Below are 22,001 nucleotides of genomic sequence, written 5' to 3'. Positions count from 1 at the left end.
TACCGGCCTTCCCGGAAGCAAAATTCCCGCTTTCCCTCAATTGTTCTAATTTGTCGATAACGTGCGTCTAACTTCCATCAAATTATCTGGATTCAAGTCCTTCGTCGAGCCTACGCATTTCCAGGTTCCGGGGCAGCTGGTAGGCGTGGTCGGACCCAACGGCTGCGGCAAATCCAACATCATCGACGCCGTGCGCTGGGTGCTGGGCGAGTCCAAGGCTTCGGAACTGCGCGGCGAGTCGATGCAGGACGTCATCTTCAACGGCTCCACCCACCGCAAGCCGGCCGGGCGCGCCTCGGTCGAACTGGTGTTCGACAATTCCGCCGGCAAGGCGGCCGGCCAATGGGGCCAATATGCCGAAATCGCCGTCAAGCGCACCCTGACCCGCGACGGCACCTCGTCCTACTACATCAACAACCAGTCGGTGCGTCGCCGCGACATCCAGGACATCTTCCTCGGTACCGGCCTGGGTCCGCGCGCCTACGCCATCATCGGCCAGGGCATGATCTCGCGCATCATCGAAGCGCGCCCCGAAGAGCTGCGCATCTTCCTGGAAGAAGCCGCCGGAGTCTCCAAGTACAAGGAGCGCCGCCGCGAGACCGAGAACCGCCTGCACGACACCACCGAAAACCTGACCCGCCTGGAAGACATCCTGCGCGAGCTCAACGCCAACCTGGAAAAGCTGGAAGCCCAGGCCGCCGTGGCCAAGAAATTCCATGAGCTGCAGAACGATCAGGAAGAAAAGCAGAAGCTGCTGTGGCTGCTGCGCAAGAACGAAGCCAAGGCCGAGCAGGAAAAGTTCTTCAAGGAAATCGAACGCGCCCAGATCGACCTGGAAGAGCAGACCGCCAAGCTGCGCCACGTCGAGACCGAACTGGAGCACATGCGCCAGGCCCACTATGGCGCCGGCGACCGCCTGCACCAGGCGCAGGGTCACCTGTACCAGACCAACTCCGAGATCGGCAGCCTGGAAGCGCAGATCAAGTTCGTCATCGAATCGCGCAACCGCCTGCAGGCCCAGTTGAACTCCCTGGGCGCGCAGCGTGACCAGTGGCAGCGCCAGGGCACGCAGCAGCAGGAAGAACTGGCCGAGGCCGAAATCCAGCTGGAAGAATTCGGCATGCGCGTGGAGCAGGCCCAGCACGCCGTGCAGGACACCAGCGACCGCCTGCCCTCGCTGGAAGCCGCCTGGCGCGAGTCTCAACTGAAGACCACCGAATCGCGCGGCAAGATCATGCAGGTGCAGCAGCAGATCGAGCTGCAATCGACGCACCAGCGCAATGCCTCCAACATCCTCTCCGGCCTGGCGGCCCGCCGCGAGCGGCTGATGCAGGAAAAGAACGGCATGGCCCTGCCCGACGAGACGCACCTGTCCAACCTGCGCATGCAGCTGGAAGAGAAGCAGGCCTCGCTGGAAGAGGCCAGCATGTATCTCGAAGAGGCGCAGGAGCAGTTGCCGCGCCTGGAAGAAGAGCGCCGCACGGCCCAGGAACTGGTGAGCAAGGAAACCTCGGCCAACGCCCAGCTGGAAGCTCGCCTGAGCGCCCTGAAGCAGTTGCAGGAAAGCGTGCAGGCGCAAGGCAAGGTCCAGCCCTGGCTGGAAAAGCACGGCCTGGCCGAACTGCCGCGCCTGTGGCAGAAGCTGCACATCGAATCTGGCTGGGAGACCGCGCTGGAAGCGGTGCTGCGCGAGCGCATGTCGGCCCTGGAAATGTCCAACCTGGACTGGGCCAAGGCCTTCTTCAGCGATGCACCGCCGGCCAAGCTGGCGCTGTACGCCCCCAATGCCGGGCTGGCCCAGCCGGACGCGCAGCCGGTCGCCGGCCTGAAGCCCTTCGTGGGCCTGCTGCAGCTGAACGATCCGGGCCTGCGCGCCCTGATGAACGACTGGCTCAATCACATCTACATCGCCGACGATACGGCTACCGCCTTTGCCGAACGTTCGAAGCTGCCGCTGGGTGGTCTCTTCGTGACCCGTCAGGGCCATGTGGTGAGCAATTCCAGCGTGCGCTTCTATGCCTCCGATTCGGAGCAGGACGGCATGCTGGCGCGCCAGCAGGAAATCGAGAACATCACCAAGCAGCAGCGTGCCCAGTCCATGCTGGCCGAGGAAGCCAAGGGCCGCGCCGTGCGCGCCGAGGCGGCCTTGTCGGGTGCTTCGCAGCGTCTGCAGGAACTGCGCCAGCGCGTCAACTCCCTGACCCAGTCGGCACACAGCCTGCAGATCGAAGTGATGAAGCTGGCCGAGGTGCAGGAGCGCTTCAACCAGCGCAGCACCCAGATCGCCACCGACCTGGAAGAAATCGGCATGCAGGAAGCCGAACAGCAGCAGGTCCAGGCCGAATCCGAAGCGCGCTTCGAGGAACTCGATATCGAACTGGCCGAGCTGCAGGAGCAGCACGAAAACGGCCAGACCGATTACCTGAACAAGGAGCAGCAGCTCAACGACGCGCGGACCCGCCTGCGCGAACTGGAGCGTGCGGCCCAGGAGACCGAGTTCGCCGAGAAGTCGCATCGCAACAAGATCGAGGAATTGAAGCGCGGCATCGCCACCGCCCTGGAACAGGCGGCGCAATTGTTCGCCAGCATGCAGCAAGGCTCGCTGGAGCTGGAAAGCCTGGACGACCAGGCCGCCCAGGCCGGCCTGCAGGAGTTGCTGGACCGTCGCAGCGAGCAGGAACGCGCACTGGCCGATGCCCGTCACGAACTGGACCAGCTGTCCCAGCAATTGCGCTCGCATGAAGAAAGCCGCATGCAGGCCGAACGCAGCCTGCAGCCGCAGCGCGACCGCATCACGGAACTGCAGCTGAAGGAACAGGCCGCGCGCCTGAACCAGGAACAGTTCTCCGAAGCCCTGGCCCAGACCCAGGCCGACGAGGCCGCGCTGTCCGAGAAGCTGACCAGCGACATGCGCCCGTCCTACCTGCAAGGCGAAGTGACCCGCCTGACCAATGCCATCGCGGCACTGGGCGCGGTCAACCTGGCCGCGCTGGATGAACTGGCCACGGCTTCCGAGCGCAAGCACTTCCTGGATGCGCAGCATGCCGATCTGAACGAAGCCATTACCACCCTGCAGGATGCGATCCACAAGATCGACATGGAAACCCGCGACCTGCTGCAAGACACCTTCGACAAGGTCAATCACCACTTCTCGGAGCTGTTCCCGGTGCTCTTCGGCGGTGGCCAGGCCAAACTCATCATGACTGGCGACGAGATCCTGGATTCCGGCGTGCAGGTCATGGCGCAGCCGCCGGGCAAGAAGAACGCCACCATCCACCTGCTCTCGGGTGGCGAGAAGGCGCTGACTGCGACCGCCCTGGTGTTTTCCATGTTCCAGCTGAACCCGGCGCCGTTCTGCTTGCTCGACGAGGTCGACGCGCCGCTGGACGATGCCAACACCGAACGCTTCGCCAACATGGTCAAGCGCATGTCCGACCATACCCAGTTCCTGTTCATCTCCCACAACAAGATCGCCATGGAAATGGCGCAGCAGTTGATCGGGGTGACCATGCAGGAGCAGGGCGTGTCGCGCATCGTGGCGGTGGACATGGAGTCGGCCGCCAACTTCTCCAGCGCCGAGCAGGCGGCCTGATGTCGGGTGCGGGATGCCTTTTGCTAGCAGTGCCAAGGTCTTTGTCGGCTTGACAAGCAGGGGGCGCGACCGTACCCTGAAAAACTTGTCGACCGGCCCGGTCCGGGCGTCTGCCCAGCCGGTGTCGGGTCGGCGCTGCGTTTGCCGCAGCGTTCGCAGTAGCTTCGATTCTCGGCCCCCACGGGCCATGGAAAATAACAATATCTTGACCGCGATCTTGCCGTACTCCTTCTGTCCGACGCGCCCGATGTCCGCCTGCCTGGCCGACGCCGATGGCGGCGCAGCAATGCCGAGCGTGGCAGCGACGGACGCGCATTTACCGGCGGCCGCGGTCGGCCTTCTTGGATTGATAGGATTCGGATTTCTTCGATGAGCAGCTTCTCCCAGCCGACCATGCCCTGCGGCGCCCATGATGGCGCCCCCCAGCCAGATAGCCTGAAAGGTCGTGCAGCATGATGATGGATCTCCAGACCAGCCTGATCATTCTCGGCGGCGTCTTCGTCGTCGGTGTCATCTCCTACAACAAATGGCAGGAACACAAGGCGCGCAAGACCGTCGAGCGCGCCTTCTCTTCGTCCCATGACGATGTGCTGATGTCGCCGGACGAGCCCTCGGCCATTGAACCGGTGTTCGCCGCGCCGCAGGGCGAGCGTGCCGCTGCCGGCTCCTCGGCCCTGGCCGAGGAAACGGCCGAGCGCACCGAGCCCTCCCTCTACGATATTCCCGAGCGCAAGCCCGTGCCGGCGCCGGTGAAGGCTTACCAGGACCAGGCCGAGTTCGAGCCGCGTGAACCCTTCCTGGGCGAGCCGCCGGCCGGCGAGCTGCCCCGCGTCGCCGACGAGGCGGTGCTGGGCGAGGCCCTGGCGCAAGCCCCGCAATCGACCGTGGCCCAGGTCATCGCCGGTGCCGAAGACCAGATCGAAGCCGCGCCCGCCTTCACGCCGCCGCCCGAAATGCAGGCGCGCCTGGCGCCGCGCCGCGAGCTACCGGTCGATGAACTCATCGACTGCAACATCCCCATCGCCCTGGACAACCCCCTGCGCGGCGACAAGCTGCTGCCGCTGCTGCAGAACCTGCGCCATGTCGGCAACAAGCCGGTGCACTTCATCGGCCGCACCGCCGAGGGCGACTGGGAAGCCGTGGCCCATGGCGGCATCTACACCGCGTTGCTGGCTGGTGCGCAGCTGGCCAACCGCAGCAATGCCCTCAACGAAATCGAATACTCGGAACTGGTCATGCGCCTGCGTGACCTGACCGATTCGCTCTCAGGCGAACCGGAACTGCCGGACATGCCCGACGTGATCCGTACCGCCCAGGCGCTGCACCAGTTCATCGCCGACCATGATGTCCAGCTGTCGGTGAATGTGCGCTCGCAAGGTGCGCCGTGGAGCCTGGCGACGCTGCTGGCGGCGCTGACCCGTCAGGGCTTCGACCGTCGCACCGAAGGCTTCCTGGTGATGCAGGACGGCGAGGGCGAAGTACTCTTTGCACTCTCCACCAATGCCACGCCGACCGACGAGACCACCGACCGCCTGACGCTGCTGCTGGATGTGCCGCGGGTGTCCCCGGCACGTGACGGCTATGGCGCCCTGGTGGGCTGCGCCCGTTCGCTGGCCCAGCGCCTGGGTGGCGTGATCGTCGACGACAGCGACCAGCCCCTTTCCGATGAAGCCCTGGCCGATATCGCCGAACAGGTCGCCGCCTTCTACAGCGCCATGGAATCGGCCGAGATCGCAGCCGGCTCCACCCGTGCCTTGCGCCTGTTCAGCTAAGGCCCCGTTCCTACTCCTCCACGATGCAAGCAGATCTGTTTTCCGCCGGCCGGCCCCCGCAAGGGGCGCCGGACTGGCTGGTGCGCGCCTTCGCGCTGCGCGCCGACCTGAATCGCCACAATCACAGCTACTACGTGCTGGACCAGCCGAGCATTCCGGATGCCGAATATGACCGGCTGTTCCAGGAACTGCAGGCGCTGGAAACCGCCCACCCCGAACTGCTCACCCCCGATTCCCCCACCCAGCGCGTCGGGGCCGGACCCTTGCCGCAATTCGAGCCGGTGCGCCATGAAGTGCCGATGCTGTCGCTGGGCAATGGTTTTTCCGATGAAGACATCGAAGCCTTCGATAAACGGGTACGCGACGGGCTGGAAAGCCTGCAGGAAGTGCGCTATGCCACCGAGCTGAAGTTCGACGGCCTGGCCATCAGCCTGCGTTACGAAAACGGCGTGCTGGTCCAGGCTGCCACCCGGGGCGACGGTACGACTGGCGAAAACGTTACCGCCAACATCCGCACCGTGCGCGCCATTCCCCTGCGCTTGCATGGCGCACAGGTGCCGCAGGTGATCGACGTGCGCGGCGAAGTGCTGATGTACAAGAGCGATTTCGCCCGCCTGAACCAGCGTCAGCGCGATGCCGGGCAGAAGGAGTTTGCCAACCCCCGCAATGCCGCTGCCGGCAGCCTGCGCCAGCTGGATTCGCGCATCACCGCCCAGCGCACGCTGCGCTTCTTCGCCTATGGCATCGGCGTGCTGGAAGGTGCCGAGATGCCGGCTTCGCATTCGGCGCTGCTGGACTGGTACCAGGAACTGGGCCTGCCGGTGTGCAAGGAGCGCGCCGTGGTCACGGGTGCGGCCGGGCTGCTGGATTTCTTCCGCGGCATCGGCGCCAAGCGCGACAGCCTGCCCTACGAGATCGACGGCGTGGTCTACAAGGTAGACCGGCTGGACCAGCAAAAATACCTGGGCTTTGTTTCGCGCGCGCCGCGCTTTGCGCTGGCCCATAAATTCCCGGCGCAGGAAGCGCTGACGGTGGTGCAGGACATCGAGGTGCAGGTCGGCCGCACCGGTGCCATCACGCCGGTGGCGCGCCTCAATCCGGTCTTCGTGGGCGGCGTGACGGTCACCAATGCCACCCTGCATAACGAGGTCGAGGTACGCCGCAAGGACATCCAGATCGGCGACACCGTCATCGTGCGGCGTGCCGGTGACGTGATCCCGGAAGTGGTCGCCTATGTGCCCGAGAAGCGCCCGGTCGACGCCCGTGCCTTCGTCATGCCGACGGCCTGCCCGGTGTGCGGCTCGCCCATCGTGCGTGCCGAGGATGAGGCGGTGGCGCGTTGTTCCGGGGGCTGGCTCAAGTGCGCTGCGCAGCGCAAGGGCGGCCTGCAGCATTTCGCCTCGCGTCGCGCCATGGATATCGAGGGGCTGGGCGAGCAACTGGTGGAACAACTGGTTGATCGCAAGGTGGTCAACACCCCGGCCGACCTCTATCGGCTGGGCCTGTCGGCTCTGTCCGAACTGGATCGCATGGCCGAGAAATCGGCACAGAACGTGCTGGACGCACTGCAGAAGTCCAAGGCCACCACGCTGGCGCGCTTCATCTATGCGCTGGGCATCCGTCACGTGGGCGAGGCCACAGCCAAGGAGCTGGCACGCCATTTCGGCGGCATCGACAAGCTGCTGGTCGCCAGCGAAGAGCAATTGCTGGAAGTGGCCGACATCGGCCCGGTGGTGGCCAGTTCGCTGCGCGCCTTCTTCAGTGATCCGCTCAACGTGGAACTGGTCGAGCAATTGCGTGCAGTCGGCGTACACTGGCCCGAAAGTGCGGGCGTGGAGGCCGGCGCCAAGCATCTGGCCGGCAAGACCTTCGTGTTGACCGGCAGCCTGCCCAACCTGTCGCGTGACCAGGCCTCGCAGTTGATTGAGGCGGCCGGCGGCAAGGTGTCGGGCTCGGTGTCCAAGAAGACCAGCTACGTGGTGGCCGGCGCCGACGCCGGCAGCAAGCTGGCCAAGGCCGAAGAGCTGGGGCTGACCATCCTGGACGAGGACGCTCTGAAGGCACTGTGTGCAGGCGAGGGTGGTGCGGGCGATGCGGACAGTGAAGGCGGCGACGCTGACAACGCTGACAACCTGGCGTAATTACCTTGTCTTTTTATTCATATACAATGCGCCACCATGACATTCCCGTTCAGTCGGGGCTGCTCTGCCAAAGCAGACGATAACGCACTACCAAGACCCATTCCTACCTCGGAGTCATGATGATCAAGAAGATCAAGAAAGCCGTCTTTCCCGTCGCCGGTCTCGGCAGCCGCTTCCTGCCCGCCACCAAGGCACAGCCCAAGGAAATGCTGCCCATCGTCGACAAGCCGCTGATCCATTACGCTGTCGAAGAGGCGGTGGCCGCCGGCATCACCGAGATGGTGTTCATCACTGGCCGCAACAAGCGCGCCATCGAAGACCACTTCGACAAGGCCTATGAGCTGGAAAGCGAACTGGAGGCGGCCGGCAAGAAGAAGCTGCTGGAAATCGTCCAGAACGTGGTACCCAAGAACGTCAATTGCATCTTCATCCGGCAGTCCGAACCACTGGGCCTGGGCCACGCCGTGCTGTGCGCCCGTCCGGTGGTGGGCGAGGAACCTTTCGCCATCCTGCTGGCCGACGACTTCATGGATACCGACGACGGTGTCAAGCCGGTGCTGGCGCAGATGACCGACATCTATGCCCGCGAAGGCATGAGCATGCTGGCCGTGCAGGAAGTGCCCAAGAGCGATACCCGCCAATACGGTATCGTCAGTGCCACGCCTTACCAGCCCGATCTGGAACGCATCAACGCCATCGTCGAGAAGCCGGCGCCGGAAGAGGCACCGTCCACGCTGGCGGTGGTGGGTCGCTATGTGCTCAACAGCCGCATCTTCCACTACCTGGAAAACATCCCCCGCGGTGCCGGCGGCGAAATCCAGCTGACCGACGGCATCGCCAAGCTGATGCAGGCCGAGTCGGTTCTGGCCTATCGTTACCAAGGGCAGCGTTATGATTGCGGTTCCAAGCTGGGTTACCTGAAGGCCATGGTGGCCATGGGCCTGAAGCACCCGGAAACCGGCCCGGCCTTTTCCGAGTACCTGCAGGAAGTGGCGAACAAGCAGCGCTGAAGATGAGCTCGCATGGCGCGACCATGATGATGCCCTGATGTGCTCACACCCTGACGCCCGGCCCGACCGGGCGTCTTTCATGGAGAAAATGAATGGCGATACGTGAGATTCTCAAGATGGGCGACCCGCGCCTGCTGCGCCAGGCGCAGCCAGTGACCGAGTTCGGCACGCCCGAGCTGGCGCGGCTGGTCGATGACATGTTCGAGACCATGCGCGCCGTCAACGGTGCGGGACTGGCGGCGCCCCAGATCGGTATCGATCTGCAGCTGGTGATCTTCGGCTTCGGCCACAATCAGCGCTATCCGGACGCCCCGGCCGTGCCCGAGACGGTACTGATCAACCCCATCCTGACGCCCCTGTCCGACCAGGAAGAGGAGGGCTGGGAGGGCTGCCTGTCGGTGCCCGGCATGCGCGGCGTGGTACCGCGCTGGAGCCGTCTGCGCTACCAGGGCGTGGACCAGAACGGCAAGCTGATCGACCGCACCGTGGAGGGTTTCCACGCCCGCGTGGTGCAGCACGAGTGCGACCATCTGCAGGGCATCCTGTACCCGATGCGCATTCGCGACTTCCGGCAGTTCGGCTTTACCGAAGTGCTGTTCCCCGAGCTTGACCCCAATCAGGACGACTGAATCCCGGTCTTGCGCTTGAGGCGGTCGTAAAAAAAGCATCCCGGCACGGCGCCGGGATGCTTTTTCGCTTTTTGCATCACCCGCCAGGCGGGTGTACGGTCGCGGTCAGTGGCTTTCCTTCACGCGGGCGTCGATGTGCGCCAGCGCCTCTTCCACCTGGTCGATCAGGATCAGGCACAGGTCACCCGGCTGCAGCGACGCCAGGGCGGTATCGATGGCGATGAATTCGCCGTCGATTTCCTTGATGTCGCTGGTGCGGCTGGCCTTTTCCAGACCCTGGCGCAGCAGGGCGATCACTTCTCCATCTTCACGGCCGCGCTGGCACTGGTCCTGATACAGCACCACCTCATCGAAGGCATCGCCCAGCAGTTCGGTCTGGCGGGTGATGTCGACATCGCGCCGGTCACCGGCACCGCTGATGACCACCGAGCGACGCTTGGCGGGCATGCTGTCGACAGCCTTGATCAGGGCCTGGATGGCGTCCGGATTGTGGCCATAGTCGGCGATCAGGGTGGCGCCCTTGTAATCGAACAGGTTGAAGCGGCCCGGTGCGGTGCCGCTGTCGCTGATGAAGCTGGCCAGGGCGCCGGTGATCTGCTCCCAGTCCAGGTCCAGGGCCCATGCCGCGCCGACCGAAGCCATCACGTTCTCGACCTGGAAGCCGATGGCGCCGGCACGGGTCAGGGGGATGCCGGCGAGCTTCAGGCGTTTTTCGAAGCTGCCCTGGGCGGCCACGATGGCGTCGCCATCGCGATAGACGATGCGATGGCCCTGGGCGCGATGGGTGGCCATGATGGGGTGGCTGGGATCGAGCGCGAAGAAGGTCACCGAACCGGGGCAGGAGGCCGCCATCTTGGCCACCATCGGATCGGCTGCATTGAGCACGGCCGTGCCGGTCGGTGCGACGTTCTCGACGATGACGCGCTTGACCACGGCCAGGTCTTCCACGGTGCTGATGTAGGACAGGCCCAGGTGGTCGCCCATGCCGATGTTGGTGACCACGGCCACGGCACAGCGATCAAAGCCCAGGCCTTCACGCAGTACGCCGCCACGTGCGGTTTCCAGCACGGCCGCATCGACTTCCGGGTGGAACAGCACGTTGCGGGCGCTGCGCGGGCCGCTGCAGTCGCCGGTGTCGGTACGCAGGCCGTCGATATAGACGCCATCGGTATTGGTCATGCCCACGCGCAGGCCGGTCTTGGCCAGCAGATGGGTGATCAGGCGCACGGTGGTGGTCTTGCCGTTGGTACCAGCCACGGCCACCACGGGGATGCGACCATCGTCGCCATCGTCGTACATGGTCGAGACGATGGCTTCACCGACATCGCGCGCCTTGCCGTAGGAGGGCGAGAGATGCATGCGCAGGCCTGGCGCGGCATTGACTTCGACGATGCCGCCGCCTTGCTCTTCCAGCGACATGTGGACCGAGTTGCAGACCACGTCCACGCCGCAGATGTCCAGCCCCACCATCTGGGCCGCCGCAATGGCGCGTGCCGCCACGTCGGGATGGACGTCGTCGGTGACATCGGTGGCAGTGCCGCCGGTGGACAGGTTGGCGTTGTTGCGCAGGACCACGCGTACTCCCTGGGCGGGGATGGATTCGGGTTCCAGGTTCTGGCCCGACAGCACCAGCAGGGCGATGTCGTCCAGGCGGATCTTGGTCAGCGAGGTGGCGTGGCCATCGCCGCGCAGCGGGTCGGCGTTGACCTGGTCGATCAGCTGGCGGATGGTGTGCACGCCATCGCCGATGACTTGCGGCGGGTCGCGGCGGGCGGCCGCCACCAGGGTCTTGCCGATCACCAGCAGGCGGAAGTCGTGGCCGGGCAGGTAGCGCTCGACGATCACTTCATCGCTGATCAGGGCGGCGTTGTTGAAGGCGCGGGTGATCTGTTCCGGGGTGCTGATGTTGACCGCCACACCCTTGCCCTGGTTGCCGTCCAGCGGTTTGATGACCACGGCCGAATCGATTTCCTCGGCCGCCTTGAGCGCGTCTTCGGCCGTGGTGACCACGCGGCCGTTGGGCACCGGCACGCCAGCGGCGTGCAACAGCATCTTGGTCAGGTCCTTGTCCTGGGCGATGGATTCGGCGATGGCGCTGGTGTTGCTGGTCTCAGCGGCCTGGATGCGCTTCTGACGGCTACCCCAGCCGAACTGCACCATGCTGCCCTGGGTCAGGCGGCGATAGGGAATGCCACGCTTGATGGCGGCATTGACGATGGAGCCGGTGGAGGGCCCCAGGCGGACATCTTCGTCCAGCTCGCGGATGCGGGTGAGCGCGGCGGTCAGGTCGAAGGGCGCATCAGCCTGGGCCGCCTGCACCAGTTCCAGCGCCAGGTCGAAGGCCAGGCGGCCGACTTCCTCTTCGCTGTATTCCACCACCACCTGGTAGATGCCGGTCTCGACGGTGGACACCGTGCGGCTGAAGGTCACCGGACAGCCGGCCTGCGATTGCAGGGCCAGGGCCGCGGCCGCCAGCGCGTGGGCCATCGACACCACCTGCTTGCCGCCGTCGGGTTCGAGGAAGCCGATTTGCGGGAAGCGGGCGCGCAGGCGCAGTTCGAAGCCGGGCATGTCGTCGATGACGCGCTCGTGTTCCGGGCAGGAAACGATGGCTTCGATGGCAGTGTGTCTGCTCCAGAGATTGGGGCCGCGCAGGGCGCGAATGCGGGATACGTCCATGGACAAGTTTTCCTAGGTGTCTCTTGATCTTGAATCTGTCTGTCTTGCAGTGCGGATGCAGTCCAAGCCGATGGCTCAGGCCACCTGGCTCTTGAACTTCAGGCCTTGCTCTTCGGCCCGTTCGGTACCGAAGAGCTCGATGCCGGCGCGGATCACCTCGGGGCTGATACCCAGCGCCCAGGCTGCGCCCACGGCGGCCAGCACGTTCTCGACCTGGTAGGCGACGGCGCCGTTTTCGGTCAGCGGAATGGCATCCACCGAGCTGACCTTGCATTCGCGTTCACCGTCGGCCTGGATCAGGTCGCCATCGCGCAGGAACACGGCGCGGCCACCTTCCTTCAGATGGCCGGCCAGCAGTTCGGAGGCCGGATCGGTGCCGAAGAAGATCACCTCGCCATCGCACAGCTGGGCCATGTCCGCCACCAGCGGGTCGTCGGCATTGAGCACGGCCGCGCCATCGGGCAACACCAGGTCCACCTGGGTACGCTTGACCTTGGTGGCGATCTGTTCGGCGTTCTCGATGTAGAACTCGGGCAGGCTGTCGTCGGGGTCGATGTTGGCGACCACGCCCACCAGGCAGCGGTCATAGGCCAGGCCTTCGGCCAGGATGGAGGCGCTGCCGTTCTCGAACACGGCGGCTTCCACCGCACGGTTCAACAGCACGCGGTGAGCTGCGTCCCAGTTGGCGCGGTTGCCACGCTCGATCTGGCGTTCACCGAAGTACAGTCCATCGCCGCAGGCCAGGCCCACATGCTTGCCCGAGAGGTGCACGATGCGCGCGATCAGGCGCGAGATGGTGGTCTTGCCGTGAGTGCCGGTGACGCCGACGATGGGGATGCGACCGTTTTCTTCCGGGCCGAACAGGTTGTCGATGATGGCTTCACCGACCGGACGCGGCTTGCCGTCGGAGGGCTTGAGATGCATCAGCAGGCCGGGGCCGGCATTGACCTCGACGATGGCACCGCCCTGATCGGCCAGCGGGCGCGAGATGTCTTCGGCCACGATGTCCACGCCGGCGATGTCCAGGCCGACGATGCGTGCGGCCAGCGAGGCGGCGGCGGCCACGCTGGGGTGGACCAGATCGGTGATGTCGGAAGAGACGTTGCCGTTGCGCAGCAGCAGGATGCGGCGGCCGGCGGCGGGGACCGATTCGGTGGTCAGGCCCTGGCGTTGCAGTTCCAGCGCGGCGGCCGGTTCGCGTTCCAGCAGCACCGGGTCCAGCAGGTGTTCTTCCAGCAGGCCACGACGCGGGTCGCGGTTCAGCTCGTCCAGCAGGTCCTGGACGGTGGACTTGCCATCGCCGACGATGAAGATGGGTTCGCCACGGGCGGCGGCGGCCAGCTTGCCGCCCACGATCAGCAGGCGGTGTTCCAGGCCCGGCACGAAGCGTTCGACCAGCACGCCGCTGCCTTCTTCCAGCGCGACCTTGTAGGCGGTTTCGATTTCTTCGCGGGTATTGAGGTCAATGAAGACGCCGCGGCCATGGTTGGCGTCGCAGGGCTTGACCACCACCGGCAGGCCGATGTCCTGGGCGGCCTCCCAGGCGTCTTCCGGGCTTTCCACCAGACGACCTTCAGGGACCGGCACGCCGCAGGTTTCCAGCAGCGACTTGGTCAGGTCCTTGTCGCGCGAAATGCCTTCGGCAATGGCGCTGGTCTGGTCGGATTCGGCGGTCCAGATGCGACGCGACTTGCAGCCGTGGCCCAGTTGCACCAGGTTGCCTTCGGACAGGCGGATGGTGGGGATGCGGCGCTCGTCGGCGGCGTCCACGATGCAGGCCGTGCTGGGACCCAGGCACAGGCGGTCGACCATGCGGCGCAGCTTGGAGAGGGTGCCGTCGAGGTCGTAGGGACGGTCTTCGATGGCGGCCATCACCAGATCGCGGGCGGCGAAGAGGGCGGCGCGGGTGACGGTTTCGTGGCGGGCGCGCACCACTACCTTGTAGACGCCGCGCACATTGGTTTCGCGGGCCTTGCCGAAGCCGCCGGGCAGGCCGGCCAGGTTCTGCAGTTCCAGGGTGACGTGTTCCAGGATGTGACCGGGCCAGGTGCCCTCGTGCAGGCGACGCACGAAGCCGCCGCGCTCTTCATAGCTGCAGCGGTGTTCGATCAGGGTCGGCAGCCAGGTGGTCAGGCGGTCCGGGAAGCCGGGAATGGTGTTGGAGGGGCAGTCTTCCAGTTCGCCGATATCGATCCACACTTCGAGAGCGGAACGGTAAGTCCAGATGTTCGGACCCTTGAGGTTCAGGAAACGGAGGAATTCGATATTTTTCATGTGTGGTTGGTGTGCCGCTGTGTTGGCCTAAGCCTGGATTGCTGAAGCTGCTGAAATTCTGAAATGCTGAAGTTGCCCGTTTTGCCCATGCTGCCTGTACTGCAGATGCATTTGTCGCCGCCCTCATGTGAAGCCCGGCGCAGACCGGTCAGCACTCTGTCAGAATAACGCATGGTTCACTAACGCGCAGGGCGGCGTTTGGTTTACTGGATACGACAGAACGACCCTGGATTTTCTTGTCGGGAAGAACGCTGGCGGCCTGGCCCCGATCCGGGAGACCGCTCAAATGGGCGCAGAAAGGGCACAAAAGTCATCTGTATGCTGATGCTGGGGGATGGGAAGTGAACGATATTGTCGCAGACTGTTTCTCCCCGTGGCACGCCTGGCGCAAAAAACGCGGCGCTCAGGTGCTCCCGGCATTCGCATTTGGCGGGAAAATTGCGCTCAATCTCTGCTCTGGTGCACCGTTTTGCCGGTTCTCGCGTTATCGGGTGAAGCTTGTCGCCTATCCGGGGTGCGCGACGCAGGCAGGGGCTGCGGGGCGCTGCGCTATAATCGCGCGCTGCTCGCCGCTGAGGCGTTGCAAGCGGTCCGGCGAGACCTGCTCATCCATAAAACAATAGCCAAACTGCTCACTTCGGGCCTCAACGTTGCCGTTACATGACTACTGACTCACATCCTTCCGCGACCGCCAGCCTGCCCGAGCGCTGGCAAACGGAAACTGCTGCCCGCCTGGCGCCCGGCGAAGCCGTGCTGGCCTGGCTGGAGCTGGACCTGGACGCCCAGCTGCAATTCTCCCGCACTTTGGTGCTGGCGACCGAACGCCGCCTGCTCTCCAGCTCTGCCGATGGTCGCGTCTGGCAGGAATGGACCTACGGGCCCGATCTGCAATTGAAGCACCACGACCACGCCGGCGTGGGCACGCTGGAACTGTGCGACGGCGCCGGCCGCCTGGCGGCCTGGCGCTACACGCTGGCGCAGAACCCGCAGGCGCTGCGCCTGATCAAGTTGTTCGAGCAGCAACGCGACCTGCTGGCCTCGGGCGTGCAGGTCGAGGAAGAGGGCGACGTCTGCCCGACCTGCAAGGCGGTCCTGCCGGAAGGCCAGGAAACCTGTTCCATCTGCCCCGAGACCAAGGAGGCGCCGCCGTCCACCTGGGCGCTGTTCCGCCTGTCGCGCTTTGCCAAGCCCTACAAGGGGTCGCTTCTGCTGGGCTTCCTGCTGACGCTGGCCTCGACGGCGGCGACGCTGGTGCCGCCCTACATGACCATGCCGCTGATGGACAATGTGCTGATCCCGTTCCAGAACGGCACGCCCATCGATACCCATCTGGCCACGCTCTATCTGTCAGGCCTGCTGGGCGCGGCGCTGCTGGCCTGGGGCCTGGGCTGGGCACGGACCTATATCCTGGCGCTGGTGTCCGAGCGCATCGGGGCCGACCTGCGCACCACCACCTATGCGCACCTGCTGCGGCTGTCGCAGGAATATTTCGGCGGCAAGCGGACCGGTGACCTGATGGCCCGCATCGGCTCCGAGACCGACCGCATCTGCGTCTTCCTTTCGCTGCACCTGCTGGACTTCGCCATCGATGTGTTGATGATCATCATGACGGCGGCCATCCTGATCTCCATCAACCCCTGGCTGGCGCTGGTGACCCTGTTGCCGCTGCCCTTCATCGCCTGGATGATCCATGTGGTGCGCGACCGCCTGCGCCACGGCTTCGAGAAGATCGACCGCATCTGGTCTGAGGTGACCAACGTGCTGGCCGATACCATCCCCGGCATCCGCGTGGTCAAGGCCTTCGCCCAGGAAAAGCGCGAAGTGGCCCGTTTTCGCGAGGCCAACCGCCACAACCTGATGGTCAATGACCGGGTCAACAAGATCTGGTCGCTGTTTACGCCGACCGTCACCTTCCTGACCGAAGTGGGTCTGCTGGTGGTATGGGTGTTCGGGATCTGGCAGGTCTCCAGCAACCAGATCACGGTGGGTGTGCTGACGGCCTTCCTGGCCTACATTAGCCGCTTCTACACGCGCCTGGACTCGATGAGCCGCATCGTGTCGGTGACCCAGAAGGCGGCCGCTGGCGCCAAGCGCATCTTTGACATCCTGGATCACGTCTCCAGCGTGCCGGAACCGGCCAACCCGGTGCACCTGGAGAAGGTGCAGGGTGCCATCGAAGTACGCAATATCGGCTTCCGCTACGGCAACCGCGCCGTGATCCGCAATATGAGCCTGTCGATTGCCCCGGGCGAGATGATCGGCCTGGTGGGGCACAGCGGTTCGGGCAAGTCGACCATGGTGAACCTGATCTGCCGCTTCTACGATGTCTCCGAAGGGGCGATCCGCATCGATGGCGTGGATATCCGTTCGCTGCCGATTTCCGAATACCGCCGTAACATCGGGCTGGTGCTGCAGGAGCCTTTCCTGTTCTTCGGCACGATTGCCGAGAACATCGCTTACGGCAAGCCCGAGGCCACCCGCGAGGAAATCATCGCTGCGGCCCGTGCCGCCCATGCCCACGAATTCATCCTGCGCCTGCCGCAGGGTTACGACTCGCTGGTCGGCGAACGCGGGCAGGCGCTGTCGGGCGGCGAGCGCCAGCGCATCTCGATTGCGCGGGCGCTGCTGATCGATCCGCGCATCCTGATCCTGGACGAGGCCACTTCCTCGGTCGATACCACCACCGAAAAGGAAATCCAGAAAGCCCTGGACAACCTGGTGCAGGGCCGGACCACGATCGCCATTGCCCACCGCCTGTCCACGCTGCGCAAGGCCGACCGTCTGGTGGTGCTGGATCGCGGCCAGGTGGTGGAGGTCGGCAACCATGAAGAACTGATGGCCCGCGAAGGGCATTACTACAAGCTCTACCAGGCGCAGGCGCGCAACCCGGACGGGGATGCCGAGGTGTCGGTGAGCGACGATGAGAAGGGCGATTGAAGCCATGACGACCACCACTATTGCCCAGCCGTCCTGGCAACTGCAACGCAACAGCTTCGGCCGCCTGGTGCTCACCGATGTCGATGGTGTGGCCCATGAGAATGTGATTCCGGTGCGAGCCTTTCCCGTCTCCGCGCCGGATCACGGGCTGTCGCTGGTCAGCAGCGATGGCCATGAACTGGCCTGGATCGATACGCTGGATGAGCTCGCCGGAAACGCGCGCAAGCTGATCGAGGAAGAGCTGGCCAGCCGCGAATTCATGCCCGAGATCGAGCGTATCGTCAGTGTCTCGACCTTCGCCACGCCCAGCGACTGGACCGTACAGACCACCCGTGGCACCACGACCTTCACCCTCAAGGGGGAGGAGGATATCCGTCGCCTGGCGGCACCGGCGCTGTTGATTGCCGACAGCCATGGCATCCAGTTCCTGATCCGCGACCAGAAGGCGCTGGACAAGCATAGTCGCAAGATCCTGGATCGTTTCCTCTGATCCTTTTCCCTGTTTTGCTGGAAAAAGCAACGGCCCTGATGTTGAGTCAGGGCCGTTCTCGTTTGCGGGTAGTGATCTGAACTTCTAGAACTTTTCGTCAGGCCGCAGGTAGCGCCATTGCCCCACCGGCAGGTCGCCCAGCTTGACGCCGCCGATGCGCACGCGTTTCAGGCCGATCACCTTCAGTCCCACCATGTCGCACATGCGGCGGATCTGGCGCTTCTTGCCTTCGCGCAGGGTGAAGCGCAACTGGTCTTCGTTCTGCCAGGCCACCTTGGCCGGACGCAGCGGCTTGCCGTCCATGATCAGGCCGTGGTTCAGGCGCTTGAGATCGGATTCGGGAAGCTTGCCGGGGCGGGTGTATTGCACCCGCACCAGATATTCCTTGTCGACCGCCGAATCTTCGCCGATCAGTTGCTTGGCGATGCGGCCATCCTGGGTCAGTACCAGCAGGCCGACCGAGTCGATGTCCAGTCGCCCGGCCGGTACCAGGCTCTTCAGCTGGCGCGGATGGTAGCGCATGTCGGTCTGGTCTTCGACCCAGCGGGATTGCTCGTTGACCAGCACCACGGCGGGCTTGTAGCCGTCCTCGGCCTGGCCGCTGACATAGCCCATGGGCTTGTTGAGCAGGATGGTCACGCGCTGTGCCTGTTCGGCGCTGGCCTGGCGTTCCACGGTCACCTTCTGGTGCGGCAACACCTTGCTGCCCAGCACCGATACCACCACGCCATCGACCCGCACCCAGCCCTTTTCTATCCATTCGTCGGCCTCGCGGCGCGAGCACAGGCCGAGTTCAGACATGCGTTTGGAAAGTCGTACGGGTTCAGTCATGGGAATTGCCTTGCGAAAAACGGGGAGCCGGCCAGCGGCGAGGGTGAGATTGTAAGGCCGGCAGGGCCGGCGCGCCAGACTGGCGGCGGCCCTGCCGGTACCGGCGAGGTCAGATGCGCAGGGTCTGCAGCAGTTCGGTTTCCAGCAGGATCTGGTTGCGCGGCTGGGACAGCCCGGGGCCGTCGATCAGGAACACGTCTTCCACCCGCTCGCCCAGGGTCATCACCTTGGCGGTGTGCAGGTTGATCCGGTACTTGGCCAGGACGTTGGAGATCGAATACAGCAGGCCTGCGCGGTCATTGGCCGAGACCGACAGCAGGTAGTACTGGCCGCGTTCGTCCGGGCGCAGGTCCACCGATGGATTGACCGGGAAGGTGCGCGACAGCCGCGACAGGCGGGCCTTGGATGGCGGCGGCAACGGCTGGTCCGACTGCAGCAGGGCGCCCAGTTCGTGTTCGATCAGGTTGATGATGTCGCGGTAGTTCTTGGCGAACACCGGGGCATTGATCAGGAAGGCATCCAGCGCGTAGTTGTTGCGGGTGGTGTGGATCTTGGCGTCGAAGATGCTGAAGCTTTTTTCATCAAAGTAGCTGCAGATGCGCGCGAACAGGTCGGGGCGGTCGGGCGTGTAGACCGCTACCTGCACGCCTTCGCCGATGGGCGCCAGGCGGCAGCGCACCAGCGGCACCCCGGTATCGACCTTGTCGTAGAAACAGCGCGTCTGCCAGGCGATGTCGGAGGCGTCGTGGCGCAGGAAGTAGGCCACATCCAGCTGCTTCCAGAGCTGTTCGTGGGCGTCGGCCGGCAGACCGTAAAGGCGTAGCGTCTTGATGGCTTCCTGCTGGGTGTTCTTGAGCTCACGGTCGGCCGAGGGCGCTTCGCCGCCCAGCACGCGCAGGGTCATGCGGTAGAGGTCTTCCAGCAGCTTGCCCTTCCAGGCGTTCCATACCTTCGGGCTGGTGCCGCGGATGTCGGCCACGGTCAGCAGGTAGAGTGCGGTCAGGTGACGCTCGTCCTTGACCAGCTGGGCGAAGGCGGTGATGACGTCGGGGTCCGACATGTCCTGCTTCTGCGCCACATGCGACATGGCCAGATGCTGTTCGACCAGGAACACGATGAGCTCGGTATTCTCTTCGGAGATGCCGTGCTGCAGGCAGAAGGCCCGCGCATCGGCCATGCCCAGCTTGGAGTGATCACCGCCGCGCCCCTTGGCGATGTCGTGGAACAGGGCGGCGACGTACAGCACCCAGGGCTGGCCGAAGTTGGCCATCAGTTGGCTGCAGAAGGGGTATTCGTGGGCATGCTCGCTCATGGTGAAGCGGCGTACGTTGCGCACTACCATCAGGATGTGCTGATCCACCGTGTAGACGTGGAACAGGTCGTGCTGCATCTGTCCGACGATCTGGCGGAAATTGGGCAGGTAGCGACCCAGCACGCTGGTTGCGTTCATTCCGCGCAGGGCATGGGTGATGCCGCGCTTGCTCTGGATGATCTGCATGAACAGCCGATGGTTGTGCGGATCGTTGCGGAAGGCATTGTCGATCTTGAAGCGCGCATGCCACAGCGCGCGCATGGTGCGGGCCGACATGTCCTTGAGCTCGGGATGCTCGGAAAGCACCAGGAACACCTCCAGCATGGCCGAGGGAGTGTCTTCGAAGACCTTGTCGTGGGCGATGTCGAGGAAGCCGTTGACCTCATTGAAGCGCTCGTTGATCTGGCGTGGCACCGCCTGCTGCGGGAACAGGTGGGCTTCGATGTTCTGCAGCAGGATGGTGTTCAACTGGGTCACCGCCTTGGCGGCCCAGTAGTAGCGCTGCATCAGGTATTCGCTGGCGCGGCGGGTATCGGTGGTCTTGAAGCCGAAGGTTTCGGCCAGTTGCGTCTGGATGTCGAACACCAGCCGGTCTTCGCGGCGGTCGGTGAGGATGTGCAGACGGATGCGGATGTCCTTGAAGGCGCGTTCCTTCTGGCGCAATTGCCGTGCCTCGGTAGAGGTCAGCATGCCGTGCTCGGCCAGTTCGCCCCAGGAATTGCCCAGGCCGGCCGCCTTGGCCACCCACAGGATCACCTGCAGGTCGCGCAGCCCGCCGGGGCTTTCCTTGCAGTTGGGTTCCAGGCTGTAGGGGGTATCTTCATATTTCACGTGGCGCTGGCGCATTTCCAGGGTCTTGGCCTGGAAGAAGGCCAGCGGGTCGAGCGCGGCGTGGTAGCGCTCCTGCAGGCGCTTGAAGAGGGCCCGGTTGCCGGTGACCAGACGGGCTTCCAGCAGGCTGGTCTGGACCGTGATGTCGGCCGCCGATTCGTCCAGGCATTCGTCGATGGTGCGGATGCTGTGGCCGATTTCCAGGCCGATGTCCCAGAACAGTTGCACCAGCGATTCCAGCTTTTCCTTCTTGGCGGCGTCCGGTGCTTGGTCCAGCAGGATCAGTACATCCACGTCCGAATGCGGGAACAGTTCGCCACGGCCATAGCCGCCCACGGCCACCAGCGCGGCATTGCCGGACATGCCCAGTTCTTCCCAGGCCTTGGTCAGCGCTTCATCGACATTGCGGCGCAATTGCGCCAGCAGTTGCTCGGTCTTGTGATTGGACTGGAACACATCGATGGCTTGCTGGCGCGCGGCCTTGAGCTGTTTCTTGAGCGTGATGGCGAGAGTGGGCATCGGTGGATTCGATCAAAGGAGGCAGGGCGCGGGGGGAGCGCCAACAACGGACGGGGCCGCATCCCCCAGCGGCCCCGAGCCCTTAGCAGGTTTCATGCCGGAAACTGCGGGCGGGGCAGGTGGCGTCACCGTTGCTTGCCCCGCCATCGTTCGCTCAGGCCGCGGCAGCGACCTGGTTCTGGATGAAGGCCGGCGGCGCCGGCATGCCCGGCGAGACGGTCAGCACCTCGAAACCGGTCTCGGTGACCAGGACGGTGTGTTCCCACTGCGCCGACAGGCTACGGTCCTTGGTTTTGATGGTCCAGCCGTCGCCCATCTCGCGGATTTCGCGGCGGCCGGCGTTGATCATGGGTTCGACGGTGAAGATCATGCCGGCTTCCAGCTTTTCCAGGGTGCCGGGGCGGCCATAGTGCAGCACCTGCGGCTCTTCGTGGAAGACCTTGCCGATGCCGTGGCCGCAGAACTCGCGCACCACGCTATAGCCGGCCTTTTCGGCATGCTGCTGGATGACGTGGCCGATGTCGCCCAGGTGGGCGCCCGGCTTGATCTTGGAGATGCCCAGCCACATGCATTCGTAGGTGATCTCGGTGAGGCGGCGCGCCAGGATGGAGGGCTCGCCCAGGAAGAACATGCGGCTGGTGTCGCCGTGGTAGCCGTCCTTGATGATGGTGACGTCGATGTTGAGCACGTCGCCGTTCTTCATCACCTTGTCGCCGGGGATGCCGTGGCAGATCACGTCATTGAGCGAGGTGCAGATGGCTTTGGGGTAGGGGGTGTAGCCGGGAGGGCAGTAATTGAGCGGGGCCGGGATGCTGCCTTGTACATTGGTCATGTACTCGTGGCAGAGGCGGTCGATCTCGCCGGTGGTCACGCCGGGCTTCACGAAGGGGGTGATGTAGTCCAGCACCTCGGCGGCCAGGCGGCCGGCCACGCGCATGCCTTCGATGTCTTCGGCGGTCTTGATGGTGATATTGCCCATGATGA

Annotated in this window: 12 protein-coding genes; 7 read left to right on the top strand and 5 right to left on the bottom strand. The window is 64.5% G+C overall.

Annotated features, from left to right (window positions below; all coding sequences use genetic code 11):
• Nucleotides 1-61 precede the first annotated feature (61 nt).
• The 5 genes from smc (at nt 62) to def (ending at nt 9,144) form a co-directional block, all read left to right on the top strand.
• Nucleotides 62-3,592 (top strand): chromosome segregation protein SMC, encoded by a 3,531-nt coding sequence (gene smc / locus ACEOAC_RS14480; protein WP_413445463.1) that lies wholly within the window; start codon nt 62-64, stop codon nt 3,590-3,592.
• Between the two features lie 452 nt (nt 3,593-4,044).
• Complete coding sequence (locus ACEOAC_RS14475) at nt 4,045-5,364, top strand: cell division protein ZipA C-terminal FtsZ-binding domain-containing protein (protein WP_413628426.1); 1,320 nt, start codon at nt 4,045-4,047, stop codon at nt 5,362-5,364.
• A 23-nt stretch (nt 5,365-5,387) separates the two neighbouring features.
• Nucleotides 5,388-7,505: an NAD-dependent DNA ligase LigA gene (ligA, locus tag ACEOAC_RS14470; protein WP_413628425.1), complete on the top strand. Its 2,118-nt coding sequence runs from the start codon at nt 5,388-5,390 to the stop codon at nt 7,503-7,505.
• A 119-nt stretch (nt 7,506-7,624) separates the two neighbouring features.
• Entirely contained in the window at nt 7,625-8,515 is an 891-nt protein-coding gene (gene galU / locus ACEOAC_RS14465; protein WP_039874777.1) for a UTP--glucose-1-phosphate uridylyltransferase GalU, read from the top strand.
• Nucleotides 8,516-8,607: 92 nt separating this feature from the next.
• Nucleotides 8,608-9,144, top strand: a complete 537-nt coding sequence (def, locus tag ACEOAC_RS14460) for a peptide deformylase (protein WP_241813086.1) — start codon at nt 8,608-8,610, stop codon at nt 9,142-9,144.
• 105 nt (nt 9,145-9,249) lie between these two features.
• Here def and cphA (ACEOAC_RS14455) read toward each other — a convergent pair whose 3' ends face one another.
• Together cphA (ACEOAC_RS14455) and cphA (ACEOAC_RS14450) are read right to left on the bottom strand one after the other, a co-directional pair.
• Nucleotides 9,250-11,823 (bottom strand): cyanophycin synthetase, encoded by a 2,574-nt coding sequence (cphA, locus tag ACEOAC_RS14455; RefSeq protein WP_413445111.1) that lies wholly within the window; start codon nt 11,821-11,823, stop codon nt 9,250-9,252.
• A gap of 75 nt (nt 11,824-11,898) precedes the next feature.
• Nucleotides 11,899-14,097 carry a cyanophycin synthetase gene (gene cphA, locus ACEOAC_RS14450; RefSeq protein ID WP_413628424.1) on the bottom strand — a complete coding sequence of 733 codons (2,199 nt, stop codon included), beginning with the start codon at nt 14,095-14,097 and terminating at the stop codon, nt 11,899-11,901.
• Nucleotides 14,098-14,757: 660 nt separating this feature from the next.
• Between cphA (ACEOAC_RS14450) and ACEOAC_RS14445 the strand changes: the two genes are divergently transcribed.
• A complete protein-coding gene (locus tag ACEOAC_RS14445; protein WP_413444984.1) occupies nt 14,758-17,034 on the top strand; it encodes an ABC transporter ATP-binding protein in 2,277 nt (758 codons plus the stop codon).
• Nucleotides 17,035-17,038: 4 nt separating this feature from the next.
• The gene (locus ACEOAC_RS14440; protein WP_006462546.1) at nt 17,039-17,524 is read left to right on the top strand and encodes a DUF1854 domain-containing protein; all 486 of its coding nucleotides are present in this window, start codon (nt 17,039-17,041) and stop codon (nt 17,522-17,524) included.
• An 84-nt stretch (nt 17,525-17,608) separates the two neighbouring features.
• Here the strand turns inward: ACEOAC_RS14440 and ACEOAC_RS14435 are convergent, their stop codons facing one another.
• The 3 genes from ACEOAC_RS14435 to map all read right to left on the bottom strand — a co-directional run bounded on the left by ACEOAC_RS14435 (nt 17,609) and on the right by map (nt 21,996).
• Nucleotides 17,609-18,355: a pseudouridine synthase gene (locus tag ACEOAC_RS14435; RefSeq protein ID WP_039874775.1), complete on the bottom strand. Its 747-nt coding sequence runs from the start codon at nt 18,353-18,355 to the stop codon at nt 17,609-17,611.
• 109 nt (nt 18,356-18,464) lie between these two features.
• Entirely contained in the window at nt 18,465-21,017 is a 2,553-nt protein-coding gene (locus ACEOAC_RS14430) for a [protein-PII] uridylyltransferase (RefSeq protein ID WP_241813089.1), read from the bottom strand.
• A gap of 154 nt (nt 21,018-21,171) precedes the next feature.
• Nucleotides 21,172-21,996 carry a type I methionyl aminopeptidase gene (gene map, locus ACEOAC_RS14425; RefSeq protein WP_006462543.1) on the bottom strand — a complete coding sequence of 275 codons (825 nt, stop codon included), beginning with the start codon at nt 21,994-21,996 and terminating at the stop codon, nt 21,172-21,174.
• Between the last annotated feature and the right edge of the window lie 5 nt (nt 21,997-22,001).

It is taken from the genome of Herbaspirillum frisingense (assembly GCF_047325095.1).
In the GTDB taxonomy this organism is placed as follows: domain Bacteria; phylum Pseudomonadota; class Gammaproteobacteria; order Burkholderiales; family Burkholderiaceae_D; genus Herbaspirillum; species Herbaspirillum frisingense.
This window is presented reverse-complemented; position numbering and strand designations above follow the sequence as displayed.

Bases quoted from the DNA above. Each gene is read 5' to 3' on its own strand.
- ACEOAC_RS14475 (WP_413628426.1), top strand. From the start codon at position 4,045: ATGATGATGGATCTCCAGACCAGCCTGATCATTCTCGGCGGCGTCTTC.
- ligA (WP_413628425.1), top strand. From the start codon at position 5,388: ATGCAAGCAGATCTGTTTTCCGCCGGCCGGCCCCCGCAAGGGGCGCCG.
- galU (WP_039874777.1), top strand. From the start codon at position 7,625: ATGATCAAGAAGATCAAGAAAGCCGTCTTTCCCGTCGCCGGTCTCGGC.
- def (WP_241813086.1), top strand. From the start codon at position 8,608: ATGGCGATACGTGAGATTCTCAAGATGGGCGACCCGCGCCTGCTGCGC.
- cphA (WP_413445111.1), bottom strand. From the start codon at position 11,823: ATGGACGTATCCCGCATTCGCGCCCTGCGCGGCCCCAATCTCTGGAGC.
- cphA (WP_413628424.1), bottom strand. From the start codon at position 14,097: ATGAAAAATATCGAATTCCTCCGTTTCCTGAACCTCAAGGGTCCGAAC.
- ACEOAC_RS14445 (WP_413444984.1), top strand. From the start codon at position 14,758: ATGACTACTGACTCACATCCTTCCGCGACCGCCAGCCTGCCCGAGCGC.
- ACEOAC_RS14440 (WP_006462546.1), top strand. From the start codon at position 17,039: ATGACGACCACCACTATTGCCCAGCCGTCCTGGCAACTGCAACGCAAC.
- ACEOAC_RS14435 (WP_039874775.1), bottom strand. From the start codon at position 18,355: ATGACTGAACCCGTACGACTTTCCAAACGCATGTCTGAACTCGGCCTG.
- ACEOAC_RS14430 (WP_241813089.1), bottom strand. From the start codon at position 21,017: ATGCCCACTCTCGCCATCACGCTCAAGAAACAGCTCAAGGCCGCGCGC.
- map (WP_006462543.1), bottom strand. From the start codon at position 21,996: ATGGGCAATATCACCATCAAGACCGCCGAAGACATCGAAGGCATGCGC.